Below are 26368 nucleotides of genomic sequence, written 5' to 3'. Positions count from 1 at the left end.
GCGATCTGACGAAAAGACTCCTGCTGCTGATGCCGTTGCAGAGTCTCAGCGAGTCACCAGCACGGGCCCAAGACAATTCAGAAGCCTGACTTCCGGCCCATACCAAGAAACAGCTCCAGCTAGTTGAGCACCGTTAGTTGTTGAATTCGAGCCCGACGGACCCAGGCGGCCAATGCATCGATATCTGATCGATCCGGAATGCAGATGCAGCCAGTACCTGGAAAACAGCGATGGATGCCAAGCGCACTGCGAGTGGTTTCAAACCGAGGCTGCAAATCAAACCAGAGATCATGCCCCCAGGGTTCCGGTTGACCAAGGGCATAGATCCCGATCGGTAGAGGAGAAGCATTGCCAGGGCTCCAGCGGCGATCTGCATGTTGTCGCTGGGAGGCCCCACTGGCCGCATCCCAGCTGGCGAGCAGTCTTTGCCCACGATGCAACTCCACTTTCCAGATGGGATTGCCATCCGGAAACCATTCATCCGTACGGCGAGCACTAAGAAGAGGGACCTCTCCGGCCAAGAGATCCGCTGTCGGACCAGCCTGACCGGGTGGTTGCAATGGAAGCTGCGCAGCTACAGCGCCAGAAGAGATGGCACTTGGCTGGAGCTCTTGGGTACTGTCGAGGGACGAACAGGCAGCAAGAAAGCAAATAACAGCCAGTGAGACTGCTCGCAGCAAAACGATCAGCGCAGAAATCACATCAACTCTGGCGGAGCCAAAGCCAAAAGGCTGTGCCTACGAATGATTAGCAGTTGATTCTTATGCGAAGAGCGAACTGGCAAGCCGCTTGTGTGAAGTCAACGCAATGCCTGGTGCAGTGAGCGAGCAAGCCAGAAGGAGCATGGATGCCAACGAGCACGGGATTGGATGGTGGGAAGCAACCATCACACAAACTCTGCGGGCACTATGCAGCAGACGGCTTCTGACTCAGCTCGGAGAGAGTGGGCATCGGATCAGGCTCACCATCAGCGATGACACGAGCTCGCAGATAAAAGCCGCTATGGATTGCACCAGCAGCCTCTAGATCTGATGCGATCTTTTGCCAGTTTTTAATTTCGGATTGATCCATACCAACCTGAGGTCAACACCAATTTGACTGGTCGGACTGGACCACTGCCAGGTTCCAAGGGTGGTTGCCGAACCAACGACCGAACAACACCAACCGTGCGGAGATCCATAGCTTGTCTCGATGATCAATGATCCCCATGAACCACCATCGCTTGTCTGTCGAACAGAGATTTCAGCTTGAAGCCGCCTTCCGTGAGATTGATGCCTGTCAAGAACTGGCTGAACTGAAAGAGGTCACCAAGCAAATCCTTACCGCACATGAGAACGAAAAAGCATTTGTTCGTGAAGCCACCACTCACCTACGCAAGGAGCTAGAAACACGCGTAGCATCCAGAGTTGGCCTCCATACCAAAGCGATGCAAGATTTTTCTGATGCGCGCGAGTGATCAAACACCCACTCTGGGCACAAGCCGCTCTGAGCCCATCACCATCAAGACAGGCTGAGGCAGGCAAGAGAAAGGGCAGTTGCCAATGTGTATCACCGGTGATCACGATGCTGTGTGGTTGCTTCGGAAGAGCCCTTTTTGGCATCAAGTGTCTGCATGAGCCTCACCAACTGAGAGTTTCATGAGTGTGACGATGTTCAGCACTTGCCGAGACACTGCTTCGATGCAGCATCCACCGAAACGGCACGCCATCGATATGTAAAGCCGCTGGAACCCCCACTCACCCAGCCAAGAGAAAACGATAAGATCATTTGACGCGATTGGGCTTCAAAGCCACCGCGCGCGATCCGATAAGCGTCAAATCAAATGAGCAGAAGAGGCATCCACCCCCTTTTGATGGGGTGCAACAAAGCAGAGAGAGCCAAGGAGCAACAGCAGAAGGAACTGACTGGCTATGAGTCAGCCCAGCGCAAGCGTTTCTTGCTCTCCGAAGAGGAAACCAAACAAGAAGAAGCTGCTTAGACAGCCTTTTCAACCGGTTGTGATCAGCTCACACATTTGGATCGATCGCTACACAATCACGAAACTCCTGCAAGCATCACCCTGAACAGAGCAGCCCCCTTAGGTCAACTCTGATCGGTTGGATGAAATTGATGGCAGAGCGATCAGTCGCAATCACCAGACACGAGATCATCGTTCGTCGCAGCCAGCAGAGACCTGTGTGGTCTTGAGAGCGACTGAAACTCCAAGGCGGCAATCGACGCGCGCAGAGTGCCAACCGTGAGAAACAGATTGATGACACGACAAGGCCATCACAGTGACTGGCCTGCAGTCTTGACCATCCACAGCCGATAGCACTGTTGATCTTCCGCGGGCTGGTCAACGCTTGCCAGATGAAAAGTCGGCAACACCGCATTGCATTGAATGATGCGTTCACTTCGCTGCTGCCAGATACAAATGATCAGAGCAGGAACAAGAGCTGATGGCTCGTGACCACCACCTCACTGATCACGAGGCGATACCTCAAGCGATTGGAAGGGGAGAGCCTGCATTCCTGCAGGATGTTGTTCGATGCAATGACCTGGCCAGCGAGGCTGCACGACAACCTGCATGGTCTTGGCTGACCCTGGTCGACTTGATCGTGAACTGGTATGGAGACCACAAAGCAGAGGAACGTTTACTTTCAGCCGAAGGTGACTGCAACGCGGAAGCATGAGCTGCCAACAAAAAAGTGCAACTTGCCATACCAATAGCTGACAGCATCAGCCTCAACTCTTCACTCATACGTGCTCAAAACTGGATCCACCAAGATGCCTAGCCAGAACAGATTGAAGCAAAACCGCCCCTTAGACATCCATCATGTTTGCAACTTGATGCTCGACGACAACAGTGACCAGCTTGTAGAGCTTGGCCTATCTGCTGAAATGCATGCGGAGCTATCAGCCATGCGTTCCACGTATCGAGATGCTGAGCGACTCCAGGAGCTGGCTGAGCAACGAATGGTTGCGTATGAGATGGGATACAACCGCCTGAAGCAGCTCATGCTTGCCGATCAGCCAGCCATCCAGACCACCACACTCGCCTCGAAGGGAAGTGAGATGCAATCACGATCTCAACGGCCAACACGGGAACAAAGTCGTTGAGATCGGCTGCAGAGCCATCGCACTTTCAAGCATGATCAGCAGGATCTTGCTGAAATCGAGGCTCAAGACGAGACTTTGAGCGCTTCGCAGGATCAGGCACGGCTCTGGATGAGACCCACTGCAGGAACGCAGTTGAGGGACAGAGAAGAGTTGGGTAACGCCTGATGCAGCATCCAGACCACACAACCAACGATGCGACGCAGGGCCGCATCGCGTCGTGGAGCCAACCCATGCAGGCTCAACAAACAGCCGCACACCAACAAGGCCAGCGCAATCACAGCATCAAGGCATTCAGCCAAGAGGCCGCCGGAAGAGATCACTTCAACGCGAACATCAAGAGATAAATTTTAAAATATTAAGACGAACAAGCTTCTTATACCAAAAAACCAGAGAAATCATCATCGCAAATGCAAATACCATTCCCATTCCCCACTCAACAGTTCTTTCTACACCCAACCAATCAAGGCAATGGAAAGCTGAGCCCATAAAAAAAATAAATGCCAAGGCGAGACTCCTAGGCGCGAGCAAAATAGAGCTAGACAATTTTCTCACCTTGAGCCCCCAAAGCAATGTTAATCAGAACGATGAAAAACCCCAAGGACACAATAACCATTGGCAAGACGGCAATCCCCATACTCAGCACATCTGCTGAACCTAAAAACATCTTTCGCGCATAGACAGCACTGATCAAAGAAAGCATTGCGCAGACCAACGCTTTACTCATCAGCCCCGTCATCGATTGAGCAACGAGCGCTTTAAAGCGGAGTGCTAGTTCAGCCATAGAGCCAGGAGAACCACAACCTCCAGGTTAAATCGAGCCAACGGCTAACCCTCATCAATTGAGCCAAGCACTGGCGACATACGGCCCATCTCAACGCACAAAGCATACATAGATGCGAACATTTCCTTACAACCTTTTGCCACCATCTTCAATAACCCCAGCCTCACAAGGAAACCATCCAAACTTCCTCACACCGATCATCCAAAAACAAAACATCACTGCTCACGACACAATCACAACCAATGCGTGAATCCCATCCTGCCATTGCCATCAGAGAAAGGAGGCCGCCGTGGCGAGAGTTGATCGCAGCGTGAGCAACAAGTGTGAGCAACAGCCGTGCAGCAACAACTGTGCAGCACATTCAGGCGGGCAGGCTCCAGAACACCCTCCCCTCCCAGCGAGAAGGGCAGACAGAAGCGAGAACACTAAATCACACTCAATCAGAGCCCAAATACCAGTGGCAGCCCAAGGGCTCAAAGATGATGCCCTTCAAGCACTGGATCCTTTAGCCTCTTATTAAGGCGAAGATTGATAAGAGCATGGAGTGGAGCAGCGAAGCGGAACAAGCCCTGAAGGAAGTTCCTTTCTTCGTGCGTCCTGCCGTGCGCAAGAAAATTGAATCGATCGCCAATGCCGCCGGCATCAACGTGATCGATGCTGATGTGTATGCCGAAGCCCGCGCCCAGTTCAACAAAAGGGGATAACCATGGCCAAGCGACGGCCATCAACATTGGCCCGATCCCTAACGCGCCGGCCGCGGCTCCCCCTGCTCACAGCGCTCAGCACACTCGTGGCAGCCACGGTGCTGGCCAGGCCAACCGCCCTCGTCACCTTCGGACTGATCGCTCTGGCAGGAACGCTGAACAGCAAACGCCATCCGCAAGGACGGATCATGAGGTAAAAGGGAGGGCATTAGTAGCTTTTCCCTCATGTCGCAGTCGAAGCGAGAGCAGGTAGTCAGCCACCTGCGCTACATCCGTCAGGAGCTGCGAGAAATGCACCAAGGCGTGATGGAGGACGGGCTGCTTCCAGAAGCAGGCGAAGTGCGTGGTGTGATGGCTCAGATGGAAGCCCTGCTCGAGCTACTGGAAGGGAAGGGATCCAGGAAGGCCAAAGCAGAATCGAAATAAGCAATCGCCCCCTTGCCAAGCCCCTCGTGGGGAGGTTTGCTTGGGACATGCGTGCTGACGGCGGGCCAAGGACTTCAACAGTCGAGCCCTCTTTACCCCCACCCGTAGTGCATCGTTACGGCACGAACACCAGAAATGGTGTATATAGCTAATGGCAGGGCACTGGGTCGGGTGATGGGGATCATCGACTGTCATCCCTGCCTCTTTTTCCACGGGATTGACTGGATCCTTCCGCATGGTGCCGGAGAGGGATGAGTCAACGTTTACAGACAACTCAGCTGCAAAGAAGCTTGGGTGATTGGTGGGGGCGACTGCAGCGCTGGGCAGACAACCCATGGCGACGAGCCTCCTTGCTGCTGATCTTGATGCTTGCCAGCTTCCTGATCGGAAGTTCCGTGGGGTCGATCGCAGGCGCCAGCGCGCTGATGGATCCTGTGGCTGCTCTCATCACAGTGGCCTTCTGGGAACTGCTGGTCAGGATCCGCCGGCCATGGCCGAAGCGAACCGAGACCCTTTTAGGCCTGCAAATGATCGATATGACGAGAATCGGCTTGCTCTACGGCCTGCTGCTGGAAGGCTTCAAATTGCTCTGAACAGAGCCCATCACAACGCGCACGCCTTGCATCCGGATCAATTCCGAAGTTTCAAAGCAAAACGGTCATTTCCTAACAACGTCCATACCCTTCGGGATAGGACCGTTGCTACAGGGTTGATGGCAGCAGAGCATTTCTTCCTCGAGCTAGAGCCACCAGAAGAGAGGCTCCGCGATGCGCCCCACGTTGTGATCGTGGGAGGTGGATTTGCAGGCGTCAGGGCCTGCAAGGCCCTTGCCAAGGCTGATGTGCGCATCACCTTGATCGACAAGCGCAACTTCAATCTGTTTCAGCCCCTGCTGTACCAGGTCGCCACTGGCCTTGTCTCTCGTGGTGATGTTGCCACCCCACTTCGTCAGCTCGTGGGCAAACAAAGCAACGTTCAGGTGCTGCTGGGCGAGGTCACCAATCTCAAGCCTGAAAGCAAACAAATCATTTTCAACTCCAGGGCCTACAGCTACGACCATCTGGTTCTGGCCACGGGCTCCGGAAGCACCTTCTTCGGCCATGAGCAGTGGCGCACCTTTGCGCCGCCAATGAAGATCCTCGAGCACGCTGAAGAAATCCGTCGACGTCTGCTGATGGCGATTGAGCAGGCAGAACAATCACCGGATCCAGCGGCCCGCAAGTTCCTCCAGACCGTTGTCATTGTTGGAGGTGGGCCCACTGGCTGTGAAATGGCTGGTGCGGTGTCGGAACTGATGCGCAACGCCATGCGTCGCGAGTTCAAGCAATTGAACACCGAGGACACGCGAATCGTGCTGGTAGACCCAGGAGACAGGCTGCTCAAGGCGATGCCGGAGTCGTTGTCAAAGGCGGCGCAGAGCAGCCTCGAAAAACTTGGAGTGGAAGTGCAATTCAAGGCTCGGGTGCAAACGATGCAACCGGGCGAAGTGACGATGAGCACCCCGGAGGGTGACCTGCTCATCCAGGCGGCCACCGTGATCTGGACCGCTGGGGTGCGCCCTTCTCACCTTGGCCGAAAACTGGCCGAAGCAATCGATTGCGAACTCGACCGAGCCGGTCGAGTGGTTGTCGAACCAGACTTCTCGATCAAAAGCCATCCGGAGATTCGGGTGGTGGGGGATCTTTGCTCCTACCGCCACACCAGCAGCGGCAACCCACTTCCTGGCATGGCCGGACCTGCCACCCAGGCGGGAGGTTTCGTGGGCAAAGACATTGGCGCCATCGTGGCTCAAACACCTCGCCCGAACTTCAACTGGTTTGATTTCGGCAGCATGGCCGTGCTCGACCGGGTCGACGCAGTCGCCGATCTGCGTGGCTTGAAATTCAGCGGCGGGATTGGCTGGATCCTCTGGGCACTAGCCCACCTGGCGTTCATGCCCGAGCGTGAAAACCGCTTGACCCTTCTGATCAAGTGGATCTTTGCAGTGACATCACAACAACGAGCATCCATGCTGCTCACTGGCATGCCTAGCCAGCACATCGGCCTGGATGCTCCAGATGCACCTTTCCCGATGCAGAGCGGAGGCACAGGCCCCTCGATCTCGGCGCCCGATGCTGCCTTGAAGGCCGCCATGGAGTACTACTCCAATCAGGTGTCAGGCCATCAGGATCATCCCGCAGAAACGTCAGAAGGCTCCACCGACGATTCTGCAGCTGCCATGAGATAAAGCAGGGCCATGCGCACTGGGATGCCGTTGCGCACCTGCTCCTCGACCAAACAGCGGGATGTGTCATCAAGAAGGGAGCTACTCATCTCCACCCCACGGTTGACGGGTCCTGGGTGGAGAACAGGAATATCAGCACCACACCGCTGCAAACGTTGATGGCTGAGGCCGTAGGCGCGGTGATAGCGATCGAGATCGGTGAGCAGATGCTGGCGCATGCGTTCTTTTTGAAGACGCAAGGTCATCACCGCATCCACCCCAGCCAAAGCGGTGTCGAGATCTCGCTCCACGCTGACCCTGCCGCGTTGGGGTACCGGATCCCACTGCTGACCAGGGGGAGGCGCATCCACAAAGCGGGCAAAGCTCTCGGGGAGCAAACTCGGCGGTCCGCAAAGGGTCACATCCACACCACAGGCAGTGAGTGCCCAGAGATTGGAACGGGCCACGCGGGAATGAAGGATATCTCCCACAATCAACAAACGTTTGCCCTCAAGGGCATCGATCGATGCCCCTTGAGGATCGAAATAATGGGCCAAGGTGTAGAGATCAAGCAATCCCTGGCTGGGATGGCTATGCAGCCCATCGCCGCCGTTGAGCACCATCGTGCGTTCACCGGACGCTTCGAGCGATTCCGCCAGCTGCTGAGGAACACTGGTGCACTGATGACGCACCACCAGCACATCCGCCCCCATGGCCACATAGGTGCGCGCCGTGTCGAGCAGTGATTCACCCTTACTCAAGGAACTACTGGCTGGCGCAAAGCTCTGAACATCCGCAGAAAGACGCTTGGCAGCCAACTCAAAGCTGCTTCGGGTGCGTGTGCTGGGTTCAAAAAACAAGGTGGCAACCAGCCTGCCCTGCAACGCCGGCAACTTGCGCGCTCCGGTTAAGGGCATGGAGCGGAAGCGTTGGGCAAGCTCCAACACCATCGCGAAATCGTCGCGAGAGAACGCCGCCAGATCGAGGATGTGGCGATGGCTCCAGCTGCTCATGCCGTTACGGCTCCATCGGGCATCCAGGCAGCGGAAACAGGCGGGAGCCGATCACCACGGGCCCGCTTACTGACGCTGCGGCTCGCCTGGAGATACCAGCGCCAGGGCAATGCATGCCCCTGGGAGATTCCGATCCGGGTGGTCGTCACAAGCACAGGCTGCTCGAGTGCTGCTGGTCGCGGCGCCAGCCACAACTCATTCTCACCACAAACTGAGCAGCTGTCATCACTGCGATCGATCCCGAAACGACGTGCAAGAAGCCCCGGACCGGCCGCAACCCTTTCAGGCTCAGCAGGGAGAGCAATCGCGCGAAGAAGTACCCCGTTAGCCCATTCAGAGCGGTGAGTCACCACATTCACGCAGTGGTGGATGCCATAGCTCACATACACATAAAACCGCCCAGGCTCACCAAACAGCGTTTCGTTCTGCGGTGAGCGGCGGCGGTAACCGTGGCAGGCAGGTTCATCCTGTGAATACGCCTCCGTTTCCACAATCACGCCCCAGAGCAAACTGCCATCGCTCTGGCGTTTCACCAACCTGCAGCCCACCAGCTCAGGTCCCACGAGCTCTGCAGGACGGCAGAAGAAGGATTTGGGTAGAGCTGGGAAATCCTTGGCGATGGGCGGGGTGGCTATGGGCGTGGCTGGAGCGACAACTTTCTTCGCCCAAGTCTGACAAGGCTGCTTGGAGGAGGGACAATTGAATTATCTAAATTCTTTCCCTGATGTCAGAAGAGCAACTCAAAGCCTTTCTAGAAAAGGTCAAAGCAGACACCAGCCTTCAGGAGAAGCTGAAAGCAGCTGCGGACAATGATGCTGTTGTTGCGATTGCAAAAGAAGCTGGGTTTAGTATTTCTGCTGACGAACTTGGAAACGCTCAATCAGAGCTTTCTGGAGAAGAGTTGGAAGGCATGGCTGGAGGAGCTGTTAGCGAGTTTTGCACGGCACAAGATTGTGTATCTGTTCAGCGATGTTGAACAATGCATCACGGCTGTTGAATGATAGTCTTCGAAGTCTTCTAATAGCCTACGCCTTCAAAGCCCCTGCTGCTGCAGGGGCTTTTTATTACTTCAACAGTCTGACTAATCCCATAAATCAGCCTCCAATACCTGGCACCGTGACCCACAAAACATTCACAGCGTTCACCCATCCAGCCACCTAATCCATCTACAAAAAACACAAGGCACAGCAAATAAAGCCTCCGCATTCTTTAGCCTTACATCTACTTATATCTCCTCAACGCAACTGCCAAAACCTTCGCTCCCTATCACCATCACGGATGCCATTCGCCCGTCTAAATCTCACCGCAACCTGATGCCACTCCTCTGGGATTTGATTGAGCCGAACATCAAAAGCAAAAGGGAGTTGCTGTTGACCTGGCGAGACACGCTTTCCCTTGCTTCTACTGCTCCCAACCAATCGCTTCAGCATCCGTGAGCCCCAATGGCACTTCGCTCCTCCCTTGGCGTGATGGCGATACTTCTGGCAGAACCGCTCATATCGCCTGGAGCATCCCTTCAGACTTGATGCCATTTTCAGAAAGCTGGGGTGCCATTCGCTGATGCCATCACACGCCAACCTGCCGTAGTGCCCGTAGTTGGAATAGGGGTCATAAAAACCCTTTCGCACTCCAGCCGCTTTCGGGTTGGCGTGGATATACCGCAAGGTATTCAGCACTCGCCTGTGGTCTTTCGGTGCGATGGCAGTGGCGTAATACCTGGCTTCCCAGAAGTGCCCGCAACGACCACTCAAGCGGTTGAGTGCCATCGCTGAATACCAGCCAAACCAGTGCATCAGTTTTGGCAGTTGGCGTGCATCATCAGCTCGCAGAAGCAAATGCAGGTGATTTGCCATCAAGCACACGGCATACAACCTGTGCGGCACCTTGGCTTGTGCCTTGGCGAGCACTGCTAGCAGCACATCCCGCCTCAATCCTTTCGCAATCAAAAACTGACGGCTATTGCACCTCAAGGTGATGTGAAACGAATAGCCCTGAGGCAGATGGCGTGGTGAGCGGGACATTGCGGCTGCTCAGGCTGACACTTTCAACTTGATGCTCTGCCCTTAGCGGTCTTGGCATATTCCTGCTGGATTTGACTCACCAGAAAACCTTGGATGCCTCTATACGCCCGATTGACCTTCTGCACCTCCACCAGCATTGCTGCCTCCACATCAGGTAGGCGAATGGTGATGGTCTTCATTTGACGAGCTCTTGGGTTTTGACTTTCTGCAATCGCTGCACGACAACATACCGACACATTGAGATGGCGACTTTTATTCAATCAGTGAAGTGTGCAATGAATGCACTTGACTCAACCTCTCAGGAGGCCGTCGTTAGCTCTTGCTTGCAGCCTGACCTGTCACAAGCCTTCAGCCCACAAATTCAGCCCCACCCCATCGGTGGCCCAGAAGAAGGCGTGATAATGAGCCCAGAAATCCTGGGTGATGGGTGGAGTGGCTTCATCAAGCCATCAGTGCAAGACTTGCAATAGACCAGCCTTAAGACCAATGCTCAGACAGTCTTTTGCAGTCACCTGTCTTGCCACCTTGCTGCTCAACACTGCTTGCAGCAAAGCAAAGACGCAGGACCTCAAGGTCACGCCCCTTGCATGGCAAGAGCTGCCACGCGGATGCAGCCTTTATTTCTACAACAACAGCAACACAGAGCCCCTTGTGTGGGCAACTTTTCCAAAAGCCAACACATCTAACAATCGTTTGCTTGTCGGCATCAACGGCAAGCAAAGAGAGGCCTATATCTCCACTTACACAGACACAAGAATAGAAGCAGAAAATGATAGATACAAAGTAGTTCTGTCCGTCAAACAATGGGACAGGGTTGGCTACGAATTACAGAAAGGAATTGGGCTGCTGACAATCAATCAACGAAAAGGGAGCCAGGAGTTAAGGCTCAACGGCACAGCAGAGCGAGGCTGCTAGAGAAACTGCACGACCAACATGAAGCCTAGATTTTGCATGAAAGATTCATGCAAAACGTTCTGGCCTGCACAGCCCGAAAAGATGTTGAGGCGTCCCGATCTGCCTGTGATCTCAGAAAAGGCGGCTTCTCGATACCTGCTGAACAACGGTCTGCTTGGCTGGAATCGGCGGAGGCCTGAGCATGCTGCATCGACTTCCGCCTCCTTTAAAGCGTCGGATCCGGTTAGCTGGATGCCAGGCCATGGCGCAATGGCGTCGGTACCCAGGCACACCAGCGCTCCAACATCGGCAGCTGAGCCAGACAGAAGCCGAAGCCTTCACAGCTCAGGCCAGACCTTGGCAAGAGATCACCACACCCATTCCGGAACGGGGAGACGCCATAACCTGCGCAAACCGCCTCCACAACCTGGAACGTGCGATTGAAACGCTTCACAACCACCTCATCCCTTCCGGTGAGGCTTTCAGCCTGTCGCAGCTGCTCGGAGAGCCCACAGAAGCAGCTGGCTACCGAGCTGGCCCCGTCTTCATTCGGGGGCAAGTTCTCTCCGAGGCCGGAGGCGGCCTATGCCTGATTGCCACCAACCTGTACCAATTGTTCCTTCACGCCGGCTGTCGGGTGCTTGAGCGCCATAACCACAGCATCGATGCCTACGGGGAGGAGCGCTTCTACTCGCTCGGAGAAGACGCAGCGATCGCATACAGCACAAAGGATCTCGCCATCCGCAATCACTTCCAGATGCCGATGCTGCTTCAGATCCGACTCGGCCCCCATGCCGTCCATAGTGCGCTTCTGGGGCCAGGGGCTAGGCCTGTACAGACCCTCGTGCACTCAGTGGTTCTGGAGCGCTATCCACCATCGACCGAGCAACAGCACCCGGGGTGGCAGGTGAGCACGAGCCGCTTTAGCAAACAGGCATCAAGCTCAAGATGGCAACAGGACTACCTGGCCTTCAGCCACTACAGGCCCTGTTGAGCATCCCAGGCATGTCTCCCTTCACCACCGTGACCAGTAGCAGCTTGCAAGCCCGCCGCGATCTGGTGTTTCTCGTGCTGGTGGGATTGTTCCTCGGCACCCTGGGGATGCTCAACATCCTCGGGCTGACGCGCTTTCTAGCTCTGGGCCACATCGGCTCCTGGCCAATCGTGGTGGCCGTCGGTGCACTCCCCTACCCAGTCACCTTCCTCTGCACCGACCTGATCAGTGAACTGTGGGGTGAACGCAAAGCAGCTCAGGTGGTGTGGGTGGGCCTACTGCTCAACGTCTGGGTGGTGCTGATCCTCTGGCTGGGAGGCGTGATGCCGGGGCTCCAAGACGCTCCAGAGACAACCTTCTTTGAGATCCAGCGGCTGGCCTTTGGTTCAGTAGGAGCCTCGATGGTGGCGTATCTCACCGCCCAGTTCGTGGATGTTCGTCTGTTCCATTTCTGGAAAGAACGCACCCAAGGGAAAGCTCTATGGCTGCGCAACAACGGCTCCACCCTGGTGAGCCAGCTAGTCGACACCAGCGCGGTCGTGCTTATTAGCCACTACGCAGCCCACGTGCTGCCAATCCGCACCGGCGAACCAGTACTCCCGCAGCTAACCGCGTTCATCGCCAGCGGCTATCTGTTCAAAGCCATGGCGGCCCTGGCAGACACACTACCCTTCATCTGGCTTACTGCCTGGTTGCGGCAATGGCTGGACGTTCCAGAGGCAGGTCAGGAAATCACTGGTTAACCACCAACCGTTGCATCCTTGGCTGTGTCGTTGCCTGGATCGCGCCAAAACGACAGCTGAGCGATCACTGCACGCCAACGGTGACGATCAGCGCACCAATTCCAACTCCAACCTGATTGGTTGGCATGCTTACAGCATCAAGCATCTGACCATGGACGCTGCCCTCTCAGGATTCAACCTCGGCACCGTGCTGCTCTTTAGCTGCGGGTTTTTCGTCCTGGCGACGCTCTATTTCGGGACCAGAGGTGGCTACTACAACACCGACAAGTACGACGGCAACGGCACCGCCCATTGATCCCTTCCCCGATCGGCAAGCGGGGGGTTGCTGAGCGATCATCAGACGAATGATTCGCTTGGCATGAGTTCCCCCCTCCCAGGACCGGTCTCCAGCACCGAAGCGATTCGACTGGCTCTGCGCAGCTGGCCTGAAGTAGATCGCTATCTGGAGCAGTACAAAGGTGTGATCATCCCGCTCGGATCGACCGAGCAACACGGACCCACCGGAGCGATCGGCACCGACGCACTCACCGCCGAAGCGGTGGCCCTTGAGCTAGGGCGTCAGAGCGGTGTACTCGTGACTCCAGCCCAGGCCTTTGGCATGGCAGAGCACCATCTCGGTTTCGCCGGCACGATGAGCCTGCAGCCCAACACCCTGCTGGCCGTGCTGCACGACCTGGTTTTGTCCCTGGCCACCCATGGCTTCGAGCGGATCTTCGTCGTGAACGGACACGGCGGGAACATTGCAACAGCCAAAGCCGCCTTCGCCCAGGCCTATGGCACCGCCACCAGCCGCGGCCTGCCAGTTGCTCCACGACTGCGCTGCAGGCTGGCGAATTGGTTCATGGCCGGACCAGTGATGCAACATGCGCGGGCGCTCTACGGCGACAGGGAAGGCCAGCACGCCACCCCGAGCGAAATCGCGCTCACCCTGCATCTGCATCCCAGCCTGGAGGACAAACAACGCCCACTACCTGAACCAGCCCCCTGCGGGCCCATCCATGGCCCGGCAGATTTCCGCCGCCGCCATCCCGATGGCCGCATGGGCTCTGACCCGTTTTTGGCGAAAGCCGACCATGGCGCCGAATTCCTGAGCACGGCAGCGACGGCGCTGCGCAATGATTTAGCCACCTTCCTCACCGCCGCATGAGCAAAATCACAGCCGACGACGTGCGCAAGGTGGCCAAGCTGGCTCGGCTCGACCTGCCGGAGGAGACCATCACCACCTACACCGGCCAACTGGAGCGCATCCTCGATTACGTCGAACAACTCCAAGCCGTGGAGACAGAAGGAGTTCCGCCAACCACTCGCGCTGTGGAAGTGGTCAACGTCACCCGCGAAGATGCCGTTGTGCCAACCGATGTGCGCGAAGAACTGCTGGATCAAGCGCCACTGCGGGAAGGCGATTTCTTCAGAGTTCCCAAGATCCTGACGGAGTGATCAGCCACGAACAGAAGGCACCCAGCCGAACCGAATCAGCACAAACTCAATGCTGATTTAGAAGCGTCTGCGTGCCGGAGTAACGGCTGTGCGCTGGAGCAGACCCATCCAACCCCGACGCATGCGAGAACTTGGCATGACCCAAGCAAGACGGCGCATCTTGCTGCCATGTGGCTTGTGGCTACGCACCCCAAGGAAGATGTCGTAGAGGAAGTTGAACAGATCGGTGCGCGTCTCAAAGAGCCCAAGGCGCTGAGGGGAACCCTTTGAATCGAGCAGGGGCTTGGTGGCTTCATAGGCCGGCTTGTACTCGAACCAAGGGATCGAAGGCCAGAGATGGTGAACCAAGTGATAGTTCTGGCCCATGATCAGCCAGTTCATCGTGCGACCGGGATACACGCGCGCGTTCTGCCAGCGGTTACGCGACAGAAACGGACGGTGAGGCAGGTAGTCGAAGAACAAGCCGAGGGTGACACCCACCATCAAGGCTGGGGCAAACCAACAATTGAAAATGAAGGACAGAAAATCAAAACGAACTGCAGCGACCACAATCGTGATGAAGACAGCCCGTTCAAACCCCCACTGCATCAACTCCCAGCGTTTCCAGAGCTTGCGCTGAAAAAAGAAATACTCGTGATAAAAAAACCGCGGTGCAATCAGCCAAAGCGGACCGAAGGTGCTGACGATGTGATCGGGATCGTTCTTGGGGTCATTCACATGGGAGTGATGCTGTAGATGCACTCGCGTGAACACAGGAAAACTGAAGCCAAGCAGCAGAGCTGACCCATGCCCCATCGCCTGGTTGATCCAGGGCACAGGATGGGCGGCCTTGTGGCATGCATCGTGCACAACGGTGCCTTCCAAATGCAGTGCCAGAAATCCCGTCATCAACAGCACGGGCAGGGGCCAGGTCCCGATAAACCACCCCCAAATGGTGACCGCGGCGAGGGCGTAGCCACAGAGGAACAGCCCCACGGTGGGGTTCCACGCCGCAGGGGGGTCAAGGAACTCCTTTGGCACTGAGCGCAACCCCTGGCCCGCAGGCGGTGCAGTGAAGGCAGCAGCGGTTGCGTTGGTCATCGGTTGACGCAGCCTTCTCAACATGTCACAAGCACTTGACCCTAAGAAAAGTGCAATGCCCACCGGGGGACTTGAACCCCCACGACCGAAGCCACTGGTACCTAAAACCAGCGCGTCTACCAATTCCGCCAGGTGGGCAGCGGCCGAACTCTAGGCATCCAACCAGAATGGAGCCAACCCGCACCCACTTGCTGATGCTGGCCAACCTCACCGGAGATCTCTGCCTGCTGGTGGGCATGGCAGTGCTGTTGCTGCCCCTGCTGGCAACTGAACTGAGCCGACCGCGCGATGGTCTCTGGGGGGCAGTGGTTCTGCTGCTGGGGCTGGTGCTGGTGACCAGCAGCGATCTGCTGCGGGGGTCGCCGATGCTTGCAGTGGTCTGCGGCACTCTGCTCATCGGCCGACTGGGCAGTGAAGTGGCCCAGGCTCGCTGGCACCAGCTCAGCAGCGAGGAGAAACAGCGTCTCAGTTCTCGCGAACGCTGGATCACAAGCGTGCAGCAGCTGCTTGCGGCCATGGTGAGCCTTGGCAACAGCGCCGGAGCAGCACTCACCGCTCTCAAGCCCTCCCCAGCGACCACTGCAAAGCCTGAAGGAACAAGCCGCACGGGGAAACGCTGGGTCCGTCCTGAAACAGAGGACACCACCCCTGAGCCATCCAGTACTGACCAGGCCGAAAGCACAGCGCCTGAGGTCCACAACGACACCACAGTGGCCTCCCTCAGTGCTCCTGAACCCCTAGAAGCCGCAGAGACAAACGCGCCATCCGAAGCAGCCGAAGCAGCCGAAGCAGCCGTCAACGCTGAGACGATCACCGTGACAGCGGAACCAGTTGCTGCCAAGCGGAGATCCCCCGAATCGGCCTTGCCAACGCACAGCGCACCCTCAGAAAAAAGAGGCAAAGGCTTCGGCAGCCCTCGTGTGAAGGGAAAAGGCAAACGTTGGGTCCGGCCGGAACCGAAACCAGCAACATCACTGGAACCACCCAGCGATGCAGACATCACAACGGCTTCGAGCACGGTCCTGTCCAAGCCATCCGGCGACGATCCGGAAGCCGAAACCCCGATGAGCACCGGCGAGGACTGATAATCCCGATTGCTGCAGCGCCATTGTGTCCCAGGAGAGCCGCCCGGCCGCTGATGCGCGCCCCTCATACAAGGAAACCCTCAACCTTCTCCAGACAGGGTTCGGGATGCGTGCCAACGCAATCCAGCGCGAACCGCAGCTGCAAAGCTTCTGGACCGAACAAGGAATCGACCAGCGCCTTGGCGAAGAGAACCCAGGCCCGGTCTTCACTCTTCACGACGGTCCGCCCTACGCCAACGGGGCCCTGCACATGGGGCATGCCCTCAACAAGGTGCTCAAAGACATCATCAACAAACATCGGGTGATGAAGGGTCAGCGCGTGCGCTTCGTGCCCGGCTGGGACTGCCACGGCCTGCCGATCGAACTCAAGGTGCTCCAGGCCATGGACCAAGAGCAGCGCAAAGCGCTGACACCGGTGAAGCTTCGCAAGAAAGCTGCGGTCTATGCCCGCAAGCAGGTGGACAGCCAAATGGCGGGCTTCAAGCGGTGGGGGATCTGGGCCGACTGGAGTCACCCCTATCTCACCCTCCAGAAGGAGTATGAAGCCGCCCAAATCGAGGTCTTCGGGAGCATGGCCCTCAAGGGCCACATCTATCGAGGCCTGAAACCGGTGCACTGGAGTCCAAGCTCCCGCACCGCCCTTGCCGAAGCCGAACTGGAATACCCCGATGGTCATACCAGCCCAAGCGTGTATGTGGCCTTCCCAGCTGTCTCCGTGCCAGATGCACTACGTACCTCTCTCAAGGAGCAAGGCCTAGAGCTACCGATCGAGGGTCCCGAGCTCGGGCAGACGCTGAAGGTGGCGATCTGGACCACCACCCCCTGGACTCTTCCCGCCAACCTGGCGGTGTCGATCAATGAGCGCCTGGATTACGCCTTCGCGGCCGATGCAGATGGCCGTTTGCTGATTGTGGCCTCCGAGCTGTGCGAGGGCTTGGCCTCCAAGTTGGAGACCTCGCTAACCCAGAAAGCCGTGGTCAAGGGAGCCGATCTTGCAGGCCTCAGCTACCGCCACCCCCTGCTCGAGAGGGAAAGTCCGATCGTTGTCGGAGGGGAATACATCACCACGGAGTCCGGAACCGGGCTGGTACACACCGCCCCTGGCCACGGTGTGGATGACTTCAACACTGGCCGGAAGCACGGGCTGCCCGTGCTGTGTCCGGTGGATGAAGCAGGCACCCTCACCGCCGAGGCCGGTCCTTTCGCGGGCCTGAACGTCCTGAAAGATGCCAACCCGGCCATCCTCGAAGCACTGGAAGAATCGGGCGCACTGCTCAAACACGAGAGCTATGCCCACCGCTACCCCTACGACTGGCGTACCAAGAAACCCACCATTTTCCGTGCTACCGAGCAGTGGTTTGCCTCCGTGGAGGGGTTCCGCGCCGATGCCCTTGAGGCGATCGATCAGGTGAGGTGGCTCCCGGGCTCCGGCCGCAACAGGATCGAGTCCATGGTTGCTGAACGGGGCGACTGGTGCATCTCCCGACAACGCACGTGGGGTGTACCGATCCCAGTCTTCTATCACCGCAGCAGCGGCGACGTGCTGTTGAACGCCGACTCCATCAGCCACATTCAGGCTCTCATTGCCGAGCACGGCGCCGACGTGTGGTGGGAGAAAGACGAAGCCGAGCTTCTGCCACCCAGCCATCAGGCGGAAGCAGACCAGTGGCGCAAAGGCACCGACACCATGGACGTGTGGTTCGACTCCGGTTCCAGTTGGGCCGCCGTGGCCAGCCAGCGCGAGGGCCTGAGCTATCCCGCCGACCTTTACCTGGAGGGATCCGACCAACACCGGGGCTGGTTCCAGAGCTCCCTGCTCACATCGGTGGCGGTCAACGGCCATGCCCCCTACCGCACTGTGCTCACCCATGGCTTCGCTCTCGACGAGAAGGGCCGCAAGATGAGCAAATCCCTCGGCAATGTCGTTGATCCGATGGTGATCATCGAGGGTGGCAAAAACCAGAAACAAGAGCCGCCCTATGGCGCCGATGTGCTGCGTCTTTGGGTGAGCTCCGTGGACTACTCAGCGGATGTGCCGATCGGCGCCGGCATCCTGCGCCAGCTCGCCGACGTCTACCGGAAGGTGCGCAACACTGCCCGCTACCTCCTCGGCAACCTCCACGACTTCGACCCGACACGGGATGCCATCCCGATTCACGAACTGCCGTTGCTCGATCGCTGGATGTTGCAGCGCACCGCCACCGTGCTCGACAGCATTTCAGAGGCCTTTGAGAATTTCGAATTCTTCCGCTTTTTCCAGTTGCTGCAGAACTACTGCGTCAGCGACCTCTCCAACTTCTACCTCGACATCGCCAAAGACCGGCTTTACGTCAGTGCCCCCAACGACAAACGCCGCCGCAGTTGTCAAACGGTGATGGCTCTCATCATCGAACGACTCTCCGGGGCGATTGCCCCCGTGCTCTGCCACATGGCGGAAGACATCTGGCAGAACCTGCCCTACCCGGTGGAAGAAGACTCCGTGTTCCGCCGCGGTTGGCCCACGGTGCCAGACAGTTGGCGAGACGACAGCCTCCAGGCCCCGATGCAGCAGCTGCGAGACCTACGAAGCGCCGTCAACCGCGTTCTCGAAGACTGCCGCGCCAGGAGAGAACTAGGCGCGTCCCTCGAAGCCACCGTGCGGATCGATGTGCGCAGCCCAGCACTGCAAAACGCAGTGAACTGGATGCAGGAGCACGGGCAACCGGAGGTGGATGGGCTACACGATTGGTTGTTGGTCTCCCAACTACAGCTGGGAGGTGATCCCTGGGCCGAGCTTTTGGCGAGCGAGGAGAGTGAGCTGGCCGTGATCGAAGTCGCCCGTTCCCGTGGTCAGAAGTGTGAACGCTGCTGGCACTACGAAAACGACATCGGGCAACACCCAGATCACCCCGAGCTGTGTGGTCGCTGTGTGGCCGTGCTTGAGCGTCGTTAACTCAGATCCAAGCCTCAGGGTCGAGCAACTGGTGAACGGGGATTGGGCCCAACAGCGGTTGCTCAGCATCCGGATTCAATGGCCCCAGAAGCAACGTGGCCTGCTCAATGCAGGCCCCATCAGGCAACACGCTCTGATCGGGATCAAAGGCTGTGGGGTGAGTGATGCAACTGCTGAAGCCACGGAACAGCAAGAGTTCAAGCGCTTCTGTTGCACCTCCCGACAATTGGACATAACCCGCGAGCCGCACGACACGGTCGGGGCGCTCACGGCTGATGCTCTCCAAGATGACGAGCTCGCCTGACGTCAACGGATCAGAACTCACCTGCGACGCGCCCCTGTCTGGGCAGACGGACCAACAACCACTGGAGCAGGCCCACGACATAGGCCACCAGCATCACGTAGCCAAAGAAGGCTGCGACGGCTTCGTTCCAGTCTCCACCGAACAGGAAATCAAACACTCTCTCCAGCACCCGATGCAATCCTTGGGGGGCCTCAAGCCAGGCTTTGCAGTCACTGCCCTGGAGTGCCGTCACACAAGAGAGACTGCTGATCGCCATCGCGGTGGCGATCACCGAAAACCCACTCAGGGCCCACCGCCAGAGCCTCACCGTCAGGGTGAGTGGGTTGCGCAGAGATCCATCAGCGAGCTCCTCATTCAGATCCACCCAGAACCACACGCTGATCGTCATCAGCACGGGGGCCAACAAGGCTGTGATGTAACCCAGTGGGCGCTGATCCGTCAGCAACAGCAAGGTGATGACAAGCAAGCTGGCCACCTTCCAATAGATGCCGAGCAAACGATTGATCACCGCCTCCCTGCGCACCGCGGCCCAGATCAGCAGGACAAGCGGCAGACCCAAAGCGAAAGTGGCTCCGAGACGATAGGTCAGCCACACCAGGCTGCGGTAAGGAAGATCGGGCACCGGAGTGGTTCAAGTCGGCGCCATTATCGACGCACACATCCGCAAAGGCAGGGTTGGTAAGGTCCAGCCATGCGGCTGTTCTCACCGTTCAACTGGTTGCGACCACGCCAGGCCCAGGCCCGATGTCGCACAGCGCTGTCCAGTCAGACCTCCCTGGATGCAGCCGTGAAGGAGGTCAGCACCGCTCTCGGACCGGCCAAAGCAGACCTGGCCATGGTGTTTGTCTCCAGTGATTTCGCTAGTGATCTCCCCCGACTGCAGCCACTCCTTCAGGAGCGACTGCAGTCGGAGCACTGGCTGGGTTGCATCGGCGGCGGTGTCGTCGGCACCAACAGCAAAGGCAAAGCCTGCGAACTGGAACAAACACCCGCCCTGAGTGTCACCCTGCTCAACCTGCCTGGGGCGGTGCTTCAACCCTTTGCGGTCACAACCGACACCCTGCCCGATCTAGATGGATCCAATCAGCAGTGGCAGCAATGGCTTGGACTGGATCCTGCGGCGCTGCGGTCGCTCGTCATCCTGATCGACCCGAGCAGCTCGAGCATCAACGACATGATGAGCGGCCTCGACTACGCCTTCCCCTCCGCTCCCTGCCTGGGAGGGATTGCCGCTCCTCATGCAGCACCCCATGGCTCTCTTCTGCAGGGACAGGCCGTGAGGAGTGGAGCCGTTGGCATTGCCATTGGCGGGGACTGGACGCTGGAACCGGCGGTAGCGCAGGGCTGCAAACCAATCGGCCCAGTGTTCTCAATCGAGCAAGCTGAACGGAACGTGCTGCTCGAACTCAGTCATAACCAGAAACGCGACACGCCTGTTGCCTGCCTGCAGCGGGTTCTTGCCGAGCTCAATGACGAGGAACGCGAACTGGTGAAAGACTCCCTCTTCCTGGGCATCGAAAGAGGTGCTCTGCTGATGGGAGCCAGCACTTCCCCAGAACCACGCAGTGCCTTCCTGGTGCGCAACCTGATCGGCGTCGATCCCCGAAACGGAGCAGTCGCGGTTGCCGAAAGGATCCGGGTCGGACAGAACGTTCAGTTTCAACTACGGGAAGCAGAAGCCTCCCGCAGAGAGGCCCGCCAGCTGCTCTGCGAGGCCAGAGAACGTTGTGATCAACAGCCACTGTTCGGCCTGCTGTTCGCCTGCCTCGGGAGGGGGGAAGGCCTCTTTGGTAGCAAAAACGGGGATGTTGGGATCGCCCGTTCCGTCATCGCAGACCTACCGATCGCGGGTGCCTTCTGCAACGGCGAAGTTGGCCCTTTGGCCGGGAGCACCCACCTGCATGGATACACCGCCTGCTGGGGACTCCTGCGTCACGCCCCCCTGGCAACCTCAGAGGCTAATCCACCACCCTTTGCCTGATCTTGCGCCAGCACGTCAATCCCCTCAGCCGGTTTTTCCAGCTGCCCCGGGAGCTGCCCGGGCCGGATGCGCTGTTTGACGATCCGAGCAGACCCATCCACCTGGACATCGGCTCTGCCAGGGGCCAGTTCTTGCTAGCCCTGGCGGAAACCCAGCCACACTGGAATCACCTTGGCGTCGAAATCCGCAGGCCCCTTGTGGATGCAGCCCAACGCGATCGGGAGGCCAGGGAGCTGCACAACCTCCATTTCCTCTTCTGCAACGCCAACGTGAGCCTGGAGGGCTGGATGGAAGGGCTACCAGCCGATCGTCTCCAGCGCGTGTCGATTCAATTCCCTGACCCGTGGTTCAAGAAACGGCACCAGAAAAGGCGGGTGCTGCAACCCTCACTGCTGCTCGCCATCGCCTCCGCACTCCAGCAGGGCCGCGAACTGTTCATCCAGAGCGATGTCCTCGAGGTGATCAAGCCGATGGTGGCTCTCACCGAACTGAGTGGATGCTTTGCGCGCCCAAAGGAGGACACCCGTCCCTGGCGAGGGGCTAATCCGCTACCCGTGCCAACAGAGCGAGAGCGTTACGTGTTGGAGCAGCAGCTGCCGGTGTACCGGGTGTTGTACCGCCGCAACAACACGCCAATGCCATCCGTTGCAGAACTCGAACAATCCTGGGAACGGGTTGATAATTCAGCGGACACCACACCCTCCCCGTGATGGCTGACGCTGATGGCTGATGCGGTTGCCACACCTCCGTTATTGCTGCGCTGGCAGGGATGGCTCCCCTGCTCGAGCGGCCAGCAGAAGCGCCTACAGGCCAGCGCCTGCCTGGTGCTGATGGCTCTGCTGGCCACTTTGCCCGTGATCAGCCGCACGGGTCTCAGCCTGGTGGTGATGGCCTGTGGTGCCCTGTGGCTGCTCTGGGCCCTCATTACCCCGCCCGGTCGACTTGGTGCGATCAGCGGCTGGATGCTGCTCTACCTGGCCATTGCCGTTCTGACCACAGGGTTTTCGCCTGTGCCCATCGCAGCTGCAAAGGGCCTGATCAAGCTCCTCAGCTATCTCGGGGTCTATGCCCTGATGCGCCAACTCCTGCAGGCGCGTCCGATTTGGTGGGATCGTCTCGTGGCAGCGCTGCTCAGCGGCAGTTTGCTCAGCAGTGTGCTGGCCCTACGTCAGCTTTACGGACCGACCGAAGAACTCGCCGGCTGGGCTGACCCCAATTCCGTTGCCGAAGGCACGATTCGCATCTATGGCCCCCTCGGCAATCCCAATTTGCTGGCGGGTTATCTGGTGCCGATCCTGCCCATCGCCCTGGTGGCCCTACTGCGTTGGCGCACCTGGGGGCAACGGCTGTTCGCCGGCACTTCCCTAATTCTGGGAACGGGCGCGACGCTGTTCAGCTACAGCCGCGGCGGCTGGCTGGGAATGGTGGCGGCCCTCGGCCTTGTGCTCCTGCTCCTGCTGCTGCGGGGGATCCGCCACTGGCCGCCGCTCTGGCGGCGGCTCCTTCCTCTTGGCCTGCTCATGCTGGCAATCGCCCTAACTGCCGTAGCCGCAACCCAAGTGGAACCAATTCGCACCCGCGTCGCCAGCCTGCTGGCAGGTCGTGGCGATAGCTCCAACAACTTCCGGATCAACGTCTGGATGGCCTCGATCGAAATGGTTCAGGACCGCCCCTGGCTGGGCATCGGCCCTGGCAATAACGCCTTCAACAGCATCTACCCCCTCTATCAGCAGCCGCGATTCAATGCCCTCAGCGCCTACTCAGTACCTCTCGAGATCCTTGTGGAAACAGGAATTCCAGGCCTCATCGCCAGCCTTGGTTTACTTGTGAGCAGTCTGCGCCGCGGCCTCATCGGGCTCGGAGGTGAAGGGCTGCTCAACTTGCCACGGCTGGCGAGCCTTGCCGCCATCGCTGGCTTGGTGGTGCAAGGCGCCACAGACACGATCTTCTTTCGGCCGGAAGTGCAGATCGTTGGCTTGTTCTGCCTCGCCACCCTGGCCCAACCCGTCACAACCGCTAACGAAACAACCCTCATCGACGCAAGGGAACAACCATGCTGATCGCCGGATTCGATGCCGGTCAAACCCACACCCGCTGCCGCCTACAACGCTGGCTCTGCAACCCTGAACCAGGGGCCGATGCAGGTGCTGGAACAATCGTTGGCGAAGGCGAGGGGAGTGGGGTCTGCCACCTCGCTGCCGACGGTGGCGAAGCCGCCTTTCAAGCCGCGATTCGCTCCAGCCTGAACGCTGCTCTCACAGAAGCCGCCCTGCCCCAAACCACCCCGATCAAGGCAGCCGTCGTTGGCGCCAGCGGCATCGAACAGGGCACGGCCCTGCAACAACGCGGGCATGCGTTGCTCTGCCAAGCCCTCCAACTCGACCCGGCCATGGCCCTTGTGAACGGCGACGAACGCACGGCCCTGCATGCCGCCTTTCCCCGTTCAGCAGGGATTGTGCTGATCAGCGGCACCGGCATGATTTGCCTTGGCCGCAATGCCGAGGGGCGAGAACACCGCAGCGGAGGCTGGGGCTGGCGGCTCGACGGCGCCGGATCGGCCTATGACATCGGCCATCAGGGCCTACAGCTGAGCCTGCGCATGGCCGATGGTCGTTTACCCAAGACCCGATTACTGGACCAACTCTGGACAGCTCTGGGGTGCAGCAGCCCCGAAGCGATCAAAACACTGGCAGCAGGCCAGGAGATGGGCGTGGCTGCCATAGCCCGCTTAGCCCCGCTGGTGGAAGCGGAGGCCCAGGCTGGCGACACACAAGCCCTGCAAGTACTCGATCACTCGGCCATGGCGTTGGCAGAAGCGGTGGCGGCGGTCGCCAAAGCTCTAGACCTTCCCTCGGCATCGATCAGTGCCCAGGGAGGCGCGATTACTCATCTTCATTTGCTCCGCAACCTGGTGGAGCAACACCTCACGGCCAAGCTGCCCCACTGGCAATGGGCCAGGAGCGACGGCGATGCCTGCGACGGTGCTCTGAGCCTGGCCCTAGGGCTACTCAGGCCGCATTGAGATGCTGATCAGCAGCAACGGCGAGACGCTCAGTCCAGAGGTCCACACTGGCTTGCTCTGCCGCCTCAACCATCACTCTCAACAGGGGTTCAGTGCCGCTGGCCCGCACCAAAACTCGCCCCTGATCAGCCATCGCTTCCTCTGCTTCACGCACGAGCGCATGCAAGGGCTCACAGCGATCCCAATGTTTGCGACGGCTCAGATCAGGCACCCGCACGTTCACCAACTTTTGCGGATAAGGCTGGAAACTTTGATCCAATAACTCGGCCAGGCTGAGCTCCCGCTGCTGGCAGAGGTTGGCGATCTGCAGAGCGGTGAGCACCCCATCGCCTGCCAGACCATGGGCCGAAGAGAGGATGTGACCCGATTGCTCACCGCCAAGGGCGGCGCCAGAGCTCACCATCGCCGCATGCACGTGCTGATCGCCCACAGCAGTGCGTTGGAGGACACCGCCTCGCGCCTGCCAGGCCCGTTCGAAGCCAAGGTTTGACATCACTGTGGCCACGAGAAGCTGATCAGGAAGAGCCCCCTGATCCTGCAGTGCCGATCCCCAGAGATAGAGCACGTGGTCTCCATCAACCACGCGACCCTGACCATCCACAGCCAACATGCGGTCGGCATCGCCATCAAAGGCAAAGCCCATGGCGGCACCACTGGTCATCACCGCCTCCCGCAATGGCTCGAGATGGGTTGACCCGCAACCGACATTGATGCGGGTGCCATCCGGTTCTCCGTGCAGCACCGCGAGATCGGCACCAAGAGCCTGAAACACCTCCGCACCGAGGGCCGTGGCCGATCCCCAACAGAGATCCAGCACCAGCTTCACCCCCTTGAGTCCCTGCCCAGGCACGCTGGCCAACAAACCATCCCGGTAATGCTGTAGCAGTTCCGGCCGGTGGTGGGCGGGTGCACAGGCCGGCTCCACCTCGGCTGGAGCGGAGGTGGCTGACGCACCGCGCAGTCCTGACTCAATCGCCTGCTGCAACTCAGGGCGCACCTTGTTGCCATCCGCACCAAACACCTTGATGCCATTGTCATGTGGCGGGTTATGGCTGGCAGACACCATCAAGCCACCGGCGGCACCGCATCGACGGATCAAGTGAGGCACCGCCGGGGTAGCGCACAGTCCCAAGGTCCAAACCTCACGCCCCGCAGCGGTGAGACCGGCTGTGAGCGCCGACACCACCATGGCGCCACTGCAGCGTGAATCCATGCCAATCAACACCGGACCCTGCCGCGGGAACACGCGGCCGCACCAATAGCCCACCTGAAGCGCCAAAGCGGGCGTGATCGCAGAACCCACCCGTCCACGCAGACCATCAGTGCCGAAGGCCGCCTGGGAGGGATGGTGGGGCATCCCCAGGGGCGGAGTGGCGTGATCGGCCATCAGGTCGCAGTTGAGAGAGCTGGAGGTTAATCCGCTTCCAGGCGTCTCACCGCCAGCGCTTCGCGGCCAGCAGCAATCCCGCCAGCTCCAGCACTGCCCAGACAGCGATGAGCACCACCACCCAGCCGGGTAGCCACAGCAGAGGCCACATCCATCGCCCCCCCCAAATCAAAAGCAAGAGCAACCACGCCAGTGCACTGCGTTGGCGCTGGAACTGTCCCGGATGCGACTCTCGCTTCACCCTCGCCATGCCAGAGGTCAT

General features: G+C 58.7%; 33 protein-coding genes and 1 tRNA gene. 21 read left to right on the top strand and 13 right to left on the bottom strand.

The features are described 5' to 3' along the window. Positions 1 to 119: 119 nt before the first annotated feature. Positions 120 to 560, bottom strand: coding sequence for a hypothetical protein (locus DXY16_RS04955; protein ID WP_115120101.1), 441 nt, complete (start codon positions 558 to 560; stop codon positions 120 to 122). A 647-nt stretch (positions 561 to 1207) separates the two neighbouring features. Between DXY16_RS04955 and DXY16_RS04950 the strand changes: the two genes are divergently transcribed. The 3 genes from DXY16_RS04950 to DXY16_RS14315 all read left to right on the top strand — a co-directional run bounded on the left by DXY16_RS04950 (position 1208) and on the right by DXY16_RS14315 (position 3099). Then, positions 1208 to 1456, top strand: coding sequence for a hypothetical protein (locus DXY16_RS04950; protein ID WP_244281551.1), 249 nt, complete (start codon positions 1208 to 1210; stop codon positions 1454 to 1456). Positions 1457 to 2445: 989 nt separating this feature from the next. Next, a complete protein-coding gene (locus DXY16_RS15245) occupies positions 2446 to 2580 on the top strand; it encodes a hypothetical protein (protein ID WP_256359585.1) in 135 nt (44 codons plus the stop codon). A gap of 321 nt (positions 2581 to 2901) precedes the next feature. Then, the gene (locus DXY16_RS14315) at positions 2902 to 3099 is read left to right on the top strand and encodes a hypothetical protein (RefSeq protein WP_137007021.1); all 198 of its coding nucleotides are present in this window, start codon (positions 2902 to 2904) and stop codon (positions 3097 to 3099) included. 92 nt (positions 3100 to 3191) lie between these two features. On the opposite strand, the gene DXY16_RS04935 is transcribed toward DXY16_RS14315, so the two are convergent. Together DXY16_RS04935 and DXY16_RS04930 are read right to left on the bottom strand one after the other, a co-directional pair. Further along, complete coding sequence (locus DXY16_RS04935) at positions 3192 to 3419, bottom strand: hypothetical protein (protein WP_115120047.1); 228 nt, start codon at positions 3417 to 3419, stop codon at positions 3192 to 3194. Between the two features lie 215 nt (positions 3420 to 3634). Further along, positions 3635 to 3880: a hypothetical protein gene (locus DXY16_RS04930; RefSeq protein WP_115120045.1), complete on the bottom strand. Its 246-nt coding sequence runs from the start codon at positions 3878 to 3880 to the stop codon at positions 3635 to 3637. A 539-nt stretch (positions 3881 to 4419) separates the two neighbouring features. Here DXY16_RS04930 and DXY16_RS04920 point away from each other — a divergent pair. The 5 genes from DXY16_RS04920 to DXY16_RS04900 all read left to right on the top strand — a co-directional run bounded on the left by DXY16_RS04920 (position 4420) and on the right by DXY16_RS04900 (position 7237). Next, the gene (locus DXY16_RS04920; RefSeq protein ID WP_115120041.1) at positions 4420 to 4584 is read left to right on the top strand and encodes a PCP reductase family protein; all 165 of its coding nucleotides are present in this window, start codon (positions 4420 to 4422) and stop codon (positions 4582 to 4584) included. A gap of 2 nt (positions 4585 to 4586) precedes the next feature. Continuing rightward, positions 4587 to 4781: a hypothetical protein gene (locus DXY16_RS04915; RefSeq protein ID WP_115015884.1), complete on the top strand. Its 195-nt coding sequence runs from the start codon at positions 4587 to 4589 to the stop codon at positions 4779 to 4781. Positions 4782 to 4809: 28 nt separating this feature from the next. Beyond that, positions 4810 to 5010 (top strand): hypothetical protein, encoded by a 201-nt coding sequence (locus tag DXY16_RS04910; RefSeq protein ID WP_007099795.1) that lies wholly within the window; start codon positions 4810 to 4812, stop codon positions 5008 to 5010. Positions 5011 to 5261: 251 nt separating this feature from the next. Then, a complete protein-coding gene (locus DXY16_RS04905; RefSeq protein WP_115120038.1) occupies positions 5262 to 5603 on the top strand; it encodes a DUF565 domain-containing protein in 342 nt (113 codons plus the stop codon). Positions 5604 to 5722: 119 nt separating this feature from the next. Further along, positions 5723 to 7237 (top strand): NAD(P)/FAD-dependent oxidoreductase, encoded by a 1515-nt coding sequence (locus tag DXY16_RS04900; protein WP_115120036.1) that lies wholly within the window; start codon positions 5723 to 5725, stop codon positions 7235 to 7237. Here DXY16_RS04900 and DXY16_RS04895 read toward each other — a convergent pair. After that, positions 7180 to 8226, bottom strand: a complete 1047-nt coding sequence (locus DXY16_RS04895; RefSeq protein WP_115120034.1) for an aspartate carbamoyltransferase catalytic subunit — start codon at positions 8224 to 8226, stop codon at positions 7180 to 7182. The genes DXY16_RS04900 and DXY16_RS04895 overlap by 58 nt on opposite strands. After that, positions 8223 to 8861: a DNA-3-methyladenine glycosylase gene (locus tag DXY16_RS04890; RefSeq protein ID WP_115120032.1), complete on the bottom strand. Its 639-nt coding sequence runs from the start codon at positions 8859 to 8861 to the stop codon at positions 8223 to 8225. The genes DXY16_RS04895 and DXY16_RS04890 overlap by 4 nt, the downstream gene beginning before the upstream one ends. Positions 8862 to 8950: 89 nt before the next feature. On the opposite strand from DXY16_RS04890, the gene DXY16_RS04885 reads away from it, so the two are divergent. After that, positions 8951 to 9202 carry a Nif11-like leader peptide family natural product precursor gene (locus DXY16_RS04885; RefSeq protein ID WP_115120030.1) on the top strand — a complete coding sequence of 84 codons (252 nt, stop codon included), beginning with the start codon at positions 8951 to 8953 and terminating at the stop codon, positions 9200 to 9202. A gap of 259 nt (positions 9203 to 9461) precedes the next feature. On the opposite strand, the gene DXY16_RS04880 is transcribed toward DXY16_RS04885, so the two are convergent. Both DXY16_RS04880 and DXY16_RS14640 read right to left on the bottom strand, forming a co-directional pair. Continuing rightward, on the bottom strand, positions 9462 to 10247 hold the full coding sequence (locus DXY16_RS04880) for a transposase (RefSeq protein ID WP_115120028.1): 786 nt from the start codon (positions 10245 to 10247) through the stop codon (positions 9462 to 9464). Between the two features lie 23 nt (positions 10248 to 10270). Continuing rightward, complete coding sequence (locus tag DXY16_RS14640) at positions 10271 to 10426, bottom strand: hypothetical protein (RefSeq protein ID WP_170953847.1); 156 nt, start codon at positions 10424 to 10426, stop codon at positions 10271 to 10273. A 307-nt stretch (positions 10427 to 10733) separates the two neighbouring features. On the opposite strand from DXY16_RS14640, the gene DXY16_RS04870 reads away from it, so the two are divergent. The 6 genes from DXY16_RS04870 (at position 10734) to gatC (ending at position 14315) form a co-directional block, all read left to right on the top strand. Further along, on the top strand, positions 10734 to 11162 hold the full coding sequence (locus DXY16_RS04870; protein WP_115120024.1) for a hypothetical protein: 429 nt from the start codon (positions 10734 to 10736) through the stop codon (positions 11160 to 11162). A 154-nt stretch (positions 11163 to 11316) separates the two neighbouring features. After that, positions 11317 to 12135, top strand: a complete 819-nt coding sequence (locus DXY16_RS04865; protein WP_115120022.1) for a VanW family protein — start codon at positions 11317 to 11319, stop codon at positions 12133 to 12135. Positions 12136 to 12146: 11 nt separating this feature from the next. Continuing rightward, positions 12147 to 12878, top strand: coding sequence for a queuosine precursor transporter (locus DXY16_RS04860; RefSeq protein ID WP_115120019.1), 732 nt, complete (start codon positions 12147 to 12149; stop codon positions 12876 to 12878). 10 nt (positions 12879 to 12888) lie between these two features. After that, positions 12889 to 13173 carry a hypothetical protein gene (locus tag DXY16_RS04855; protein WP_115120017.1) on the top strand — a complete coding sequence of 95 codons (285 nt, stop codon included), beginning with the start codon at positions 12889 to 12891 and terminating at the stop codon, positions 13171 to 13173. Between the two features lie 63 nt (positions 13174 to 13236). Next, positions 13237 to 14025 (top strand): creatininase family protein, encoded by a 789-nt coding sequence (locus DXY16_RS04850; protein ID WP_115120099.1) that lies wholly within the window; start codon positions 13237 to 13239, stop codon positions 14023 to 14025. Beyond that, positions 14022 to 14315, top strand: coding sequence for an Asp-tRNA(Asn)/Glu-tRNA(Gln) amidotransferase subunit GatC (gene gatC, locus DXY16_RS04845; protein WP_115120015.1), 294 nt, complete (start codon positions 14022 to 14024; stop codon positions 14313 to 14315). Before DXY16_RS04850 ends, gatC begins: the two co-directional genes overlap by 4 nt. A gap of 57 nt (positions 14316 to 14372) precedes the next feature. Here the strand turns inward: gatC and crtR are convergent, their stop codons facing one another. After that, the gene (gene crtR / locus DXY16_RS04840) at positions 14373 to 15395 is read right to left on the bottom strand and encodes a beta-carotene hydroxylase (protein WP_115120013.1); all 1023 of its coding nucleotides are present in this window, start codon (positions 15393 to 15395) and stop codon (positions 14373 to 14375) included. Positions 15396 to 15451: 56 nt separating this feature from the next. Further along, positions 15452 to 15533, bottom strand: a tRNA-Leu gene (locus DXY16_RS04835). Between the two features lie 29 nt (positions 15534 to 15562). Here DXY16_RS04835 and DXY16_RS15365 point away from each other — a divergent pair. Continuing rightward, positions 15563 to 16480 carry a hypothetical protein gene (locus DXY16_RS15365; protein ID WP_371410866.1) on the top strand — a complete coding sequence of 306 codons (918 nt, stop codon included), beginning with the start codon at positions 15563 to 15565 and terminating at the stop codon, positions 16478 to 16480. A gap of 25 nt (positions 16481 to 16505) precedes the next feature. Continuing rightward, positions 16506 to 19412, top strand: coding sequence for an isoleucine--tRNA ligase (ileS, locus tag DXY16_RS04825; protein ID WP_115120010.1), 2907 nt, complete (start codon positions 16506 to 16508; stop codon positions 19410 to 19412). Position 19413: 1 nt separating this feature from the next. Here the strand turns inward: ileS and DXY16_RS04820 are convergent, their stop codons facing one another. Together DXY16_RS04820 and DXY16_RS04815 are read right to left on the bottom strand one after the other, a co-directional pair. Beyond that, on the bottom strand, positions 19414 to 19722 hold the full coding sequence (locus DXY16_RS04820; protein WP_244281550.1) for a hypothetical protein: 309 nt from the start codon (positions 19720 to 19722) through the stop codon (positions 19414 to 19416). A gap of 4 nt (positions 19723 to 19726) precedes the next feature. Beyond that, positions 19727 to 20338, bottom strand: coding sequence for a DUF3177 family protein (locus DXY16_RS04815; RefSeq protein WP_115015856.1), 612 nt, complete (start codon positions 20336 to 20338; stop codon positions 19727 to 19729). Positions 20339 to 20407: 69 nt separating this feature from the next. Between DXY16_RS04815 and DXY16_RS04810 the strand changes: the two genes are divergently transcribed. The 4 genes from DXY16_RS04810 to DXY16_RS04795 are packed head-to-tail and all read left to right on the top strand — an operon-like array spanning position 20408 to position 24719. Beyond that, positions 20408 to 21697: an FIST N-terminal domain-containing protein gene (locus DXY16_RS04810; protein ID WP_115120006.1), complete on the top strand. Its 1290-nt coding sequence runs from the start codon at positions 20408 to 20410 to the stop codon at positions 21695 to 21697. 2 nt (positions 21698 to 21699) lie between these two features. Beyond that, the gene (gene trmB / locus DXY16_RS04805; RefSeq protein ID WP_115120004.1) at positions 21700 to 22407 is read left to right on the top strand and encodes a tRNA (guanosine(46)-N7)-methyltransferase TrmB; all 708 of its coding nucleotides are present in this window, start codon (positions 21700 to 21702) and stop codon (positions 22405 to 22407) included. A gap of 12 nt (positions 22408 to 22419) precedes the next feature. After that, positions 22420 to 23757, top strand: coding sequence for an IctB family putative bicarbonate transporter (locus DXY16_RS04800; RefSeq protein WP_115120002.1), 1338 nt, complete (start codon positions 22420 to 22422; stop codon positions 23755 to 23757). Next, positions 23751 to 24719, top strand: coding sequence for a BadF/BadG/BcrA/BcrD ATPase family protein (locus tag DXY16_RS04795; RefSeq protein ID WP_115120001.1), 969 nt, complete (start codon positions 23751 to 23753; stop codon positions 24717 to 24719). Before DXY16_RS04800 ends, DXY16_RS04795 begins: the two co-directional genes overlap by 7 nt. On the opposite strand, the gene glmM is transcribed toward DXY16_RS04795, so the two are convergent. Both glmM and DXY16_RS04785 read right to left on the bottom strand, forming a co-directional pair. Then, positions 24706 to 26106: a phosphoglucosamine mutase gene (gene glmM / locus DXY16_RS04790; RefSeq protein ID WP_115119999.1), complete on the bottom strand. Its 1401-nt coding sequence runs from the start codon at positions 26104 to 26106 to the stop codon at positions 24706 to 24708. The two genes, DXY16_RS04795 and glmM, sit on opposite strands and share 14 nt — an antisense overlap. Before the next feature lie 46 nt (positions 26107 to 26152). Beyond that, positions 26153 to 26368 carry a hypothetical protein gene (locus DXY16_RS04785; protein WP_244281549.1) on the bottom strand — a complete coding sequence of 72 codons (216 nt, stop codon included), beginning with the start codon at positions 26366 to 26368 and terminating at the stop codon, positions 26153 to 26155.

The sequence above is a fragment of the Synechococcus sp. UW105 genome (assembly GCF_900473935.1).
GTDB lineage: Bacteria > Cyanobacteriota > Cyanobacteriia > PCC-6307 > Cyanobiaceae > Synechococcus_C.
This window is presented reverse-complemented; position numbering and strand designations above follow the sequence as displayed.

What these genes read in the sequence shown, in the direction of transcription:
- DXY16_RS14640 (WP_170953847.1), bottom strand. Translation starts at nt 10,426, where the DNA reads ATGAAGACCATCACCATTCGCCTACCTGATGTGGAGGCAGCAATGCTG.
- DXY16_RS04905 (WP_115120038.1), top strand. Translation starts at nt 5,262, where the DNA reads ATGAGTCAACGTTTACAGACAACTCAGCTGCAAAGAAGCTTGGGTGAT.
- DXY16_RS04895 (WP_115120034.1), bottom strand. Translation starts at nt 8,226, where the DNA reads ATGAGCAGCTGGAGCCATCGCCACATCCTCGATCTGGCGGCGTTCTCT.
- DXY16_RS15365 (WP_371410866.1), top strand. Translation starts at nt 15,563, where the DNA reads ATGGAGCCAACCCGCACCCACTTGCTGATGCTGGCCAACCTCACCGGA.
- DXY16_RS04915 (WP_115015884.1), top strand. Translation starts at nt 4,587, where the DNA reads ATGGCCAAGCGACGGCCATCAACATTGGCCCGATCCCTAACGCGCCGG.
- DXY16_RS04950 (WP_244281551.1), top strand. Translation starts at nt 1,208, where the DNA reads ATGAACCACCATCGCTTGTCTGTCGAACAGAGATTTCAGCTTGAAGCC.
- DXY16_RS04810 (WP_115120006.1), top strand. Translation starts at nt 20,408, where the DNA reads ATGCGGCTGTTCTCACCGTTCAACTGGTTGCGACCACGCCAGGCCCAG.
- DXY16_RS04860 (WP_115120019.1), top strand. Translation starts at nt 12,147, where the DNA reads ATGTCTCCCTTCACCACCGTGACCAGTAGCAGCTTGCAAGCCCGCCGC.
- glmM (WP_115119999.1), bottom strand. Translation starts at nt 26,106, where the DNA reads ATGGCCGATCACGCCACTCCGCCCCTGGGGATGCCCCACCATCCCTCC.
- DXY16_RS04930 (WP_115120045.1), bottom strand. Translation starts at nt 3,880, where the DNA reads ATGGCTGAACTAGCACTCCGCTTTAAAGCGCTCGTTGCTCAATCGATG.
- DXY16_RS04920 (WP_115120041.1), top strand. Translation starts at nt 4,420, where the DNA reads ATGGAGTGGAGCAGCGAAGCGGAACAAGCCCTGAAGGAAGTTCCTTTC.
- DXY16_RS04885 (WP_115120030.1), top strand. Translation starts at nt 8,951, where the DNA reads ATGTCAGAAGAGCAACTCAAAGCCTTTCTAGAAAAGGTCAAAGCAGAC.
- DXY16_RS04800 (WP_115120002.1), top strand. Translation starts at nt 22,420, where the DNA reads ATGGCTGATGCGGTTGCCACACCTCCGTTATTGCTGCGCTGGCAGGGA.
- gatC (WP_115120015.1), top strand. Translation starts at nt 14,022, where the DNA reads ATGAGCAAAATCACAGCCGACGACGTGCGCAAGGTGGCCAAGCTGGCT.
- DXY16_RS04880 (WP_115120028.1), bottom strand. Translation starts at nt 10,247, where the DNA reads ATGTCCCGCTCACCACGCCATCTGCCTCAGGGCTATTCGTTTCACATC.
- crtR (WP_115120013.1), bottom strand. Translation starts at nt 15,395, where the DNA reads ATGACCAACGCAACCGCTGCTGCCTTCACTGCACCGCCTGCGGGCCAG.
- DXY16_RS04870 (WP_115120024.1), top strand. Translation starts at nt 10,734, where the DNA reads ATGCTCAGACAGTCTTTTGCAGTCACCTGTCTTGCCACCTTGCTGCTC.
- DXY16_RS04900 (WP_115120036.1), top strand. Translation starts at nt 5,723, where the DNA reads ATGGCAGCAGAGCATTTCTTCCTCGAGCTAGAGCCACCAGAAGAGAGG.
- DXY16_RS14315 (WP_137007021.1), top strand. Translation starts at nt 2,902, where the DNA reads ATGCGTTCCACGTATCGAGATGCTGAGCGACTCCAGGAGCTGGCTGAG.
- DXY16_RS04910 (WP_007099795.1), top strand. Translation starts at nt 4,810, where the DNA reads ATGTCGCAGTCGAAGCGAGAGCAGGTAGTCAGCCACCTGCGCTACATC.
- DXY16_RS04850 (WP_115120099.1), top strand. Translation starts at nt 13,237, where the DNA reads ATGAGTTCCCCCCTCCCAGGACCGGTCTCCAGCACCGAAGCGATTCGA.
- DXY16_RS04785 (WP_244281549.1), bottom strand. Translation starts at nt 26,368, where the DNA reads ATGACCTCTGGCATGGCGAGGGTGAAGCGAGAGTCGCATCCGGGACAG.
- DXY16_RS04795 (WP_115120001.1), top strand. Translation starts at nt 23,751, where the DNA reads ATGCTGATCGCCGGATTCGATGCCGGTCAAACCCACACCCGCTGCCGC.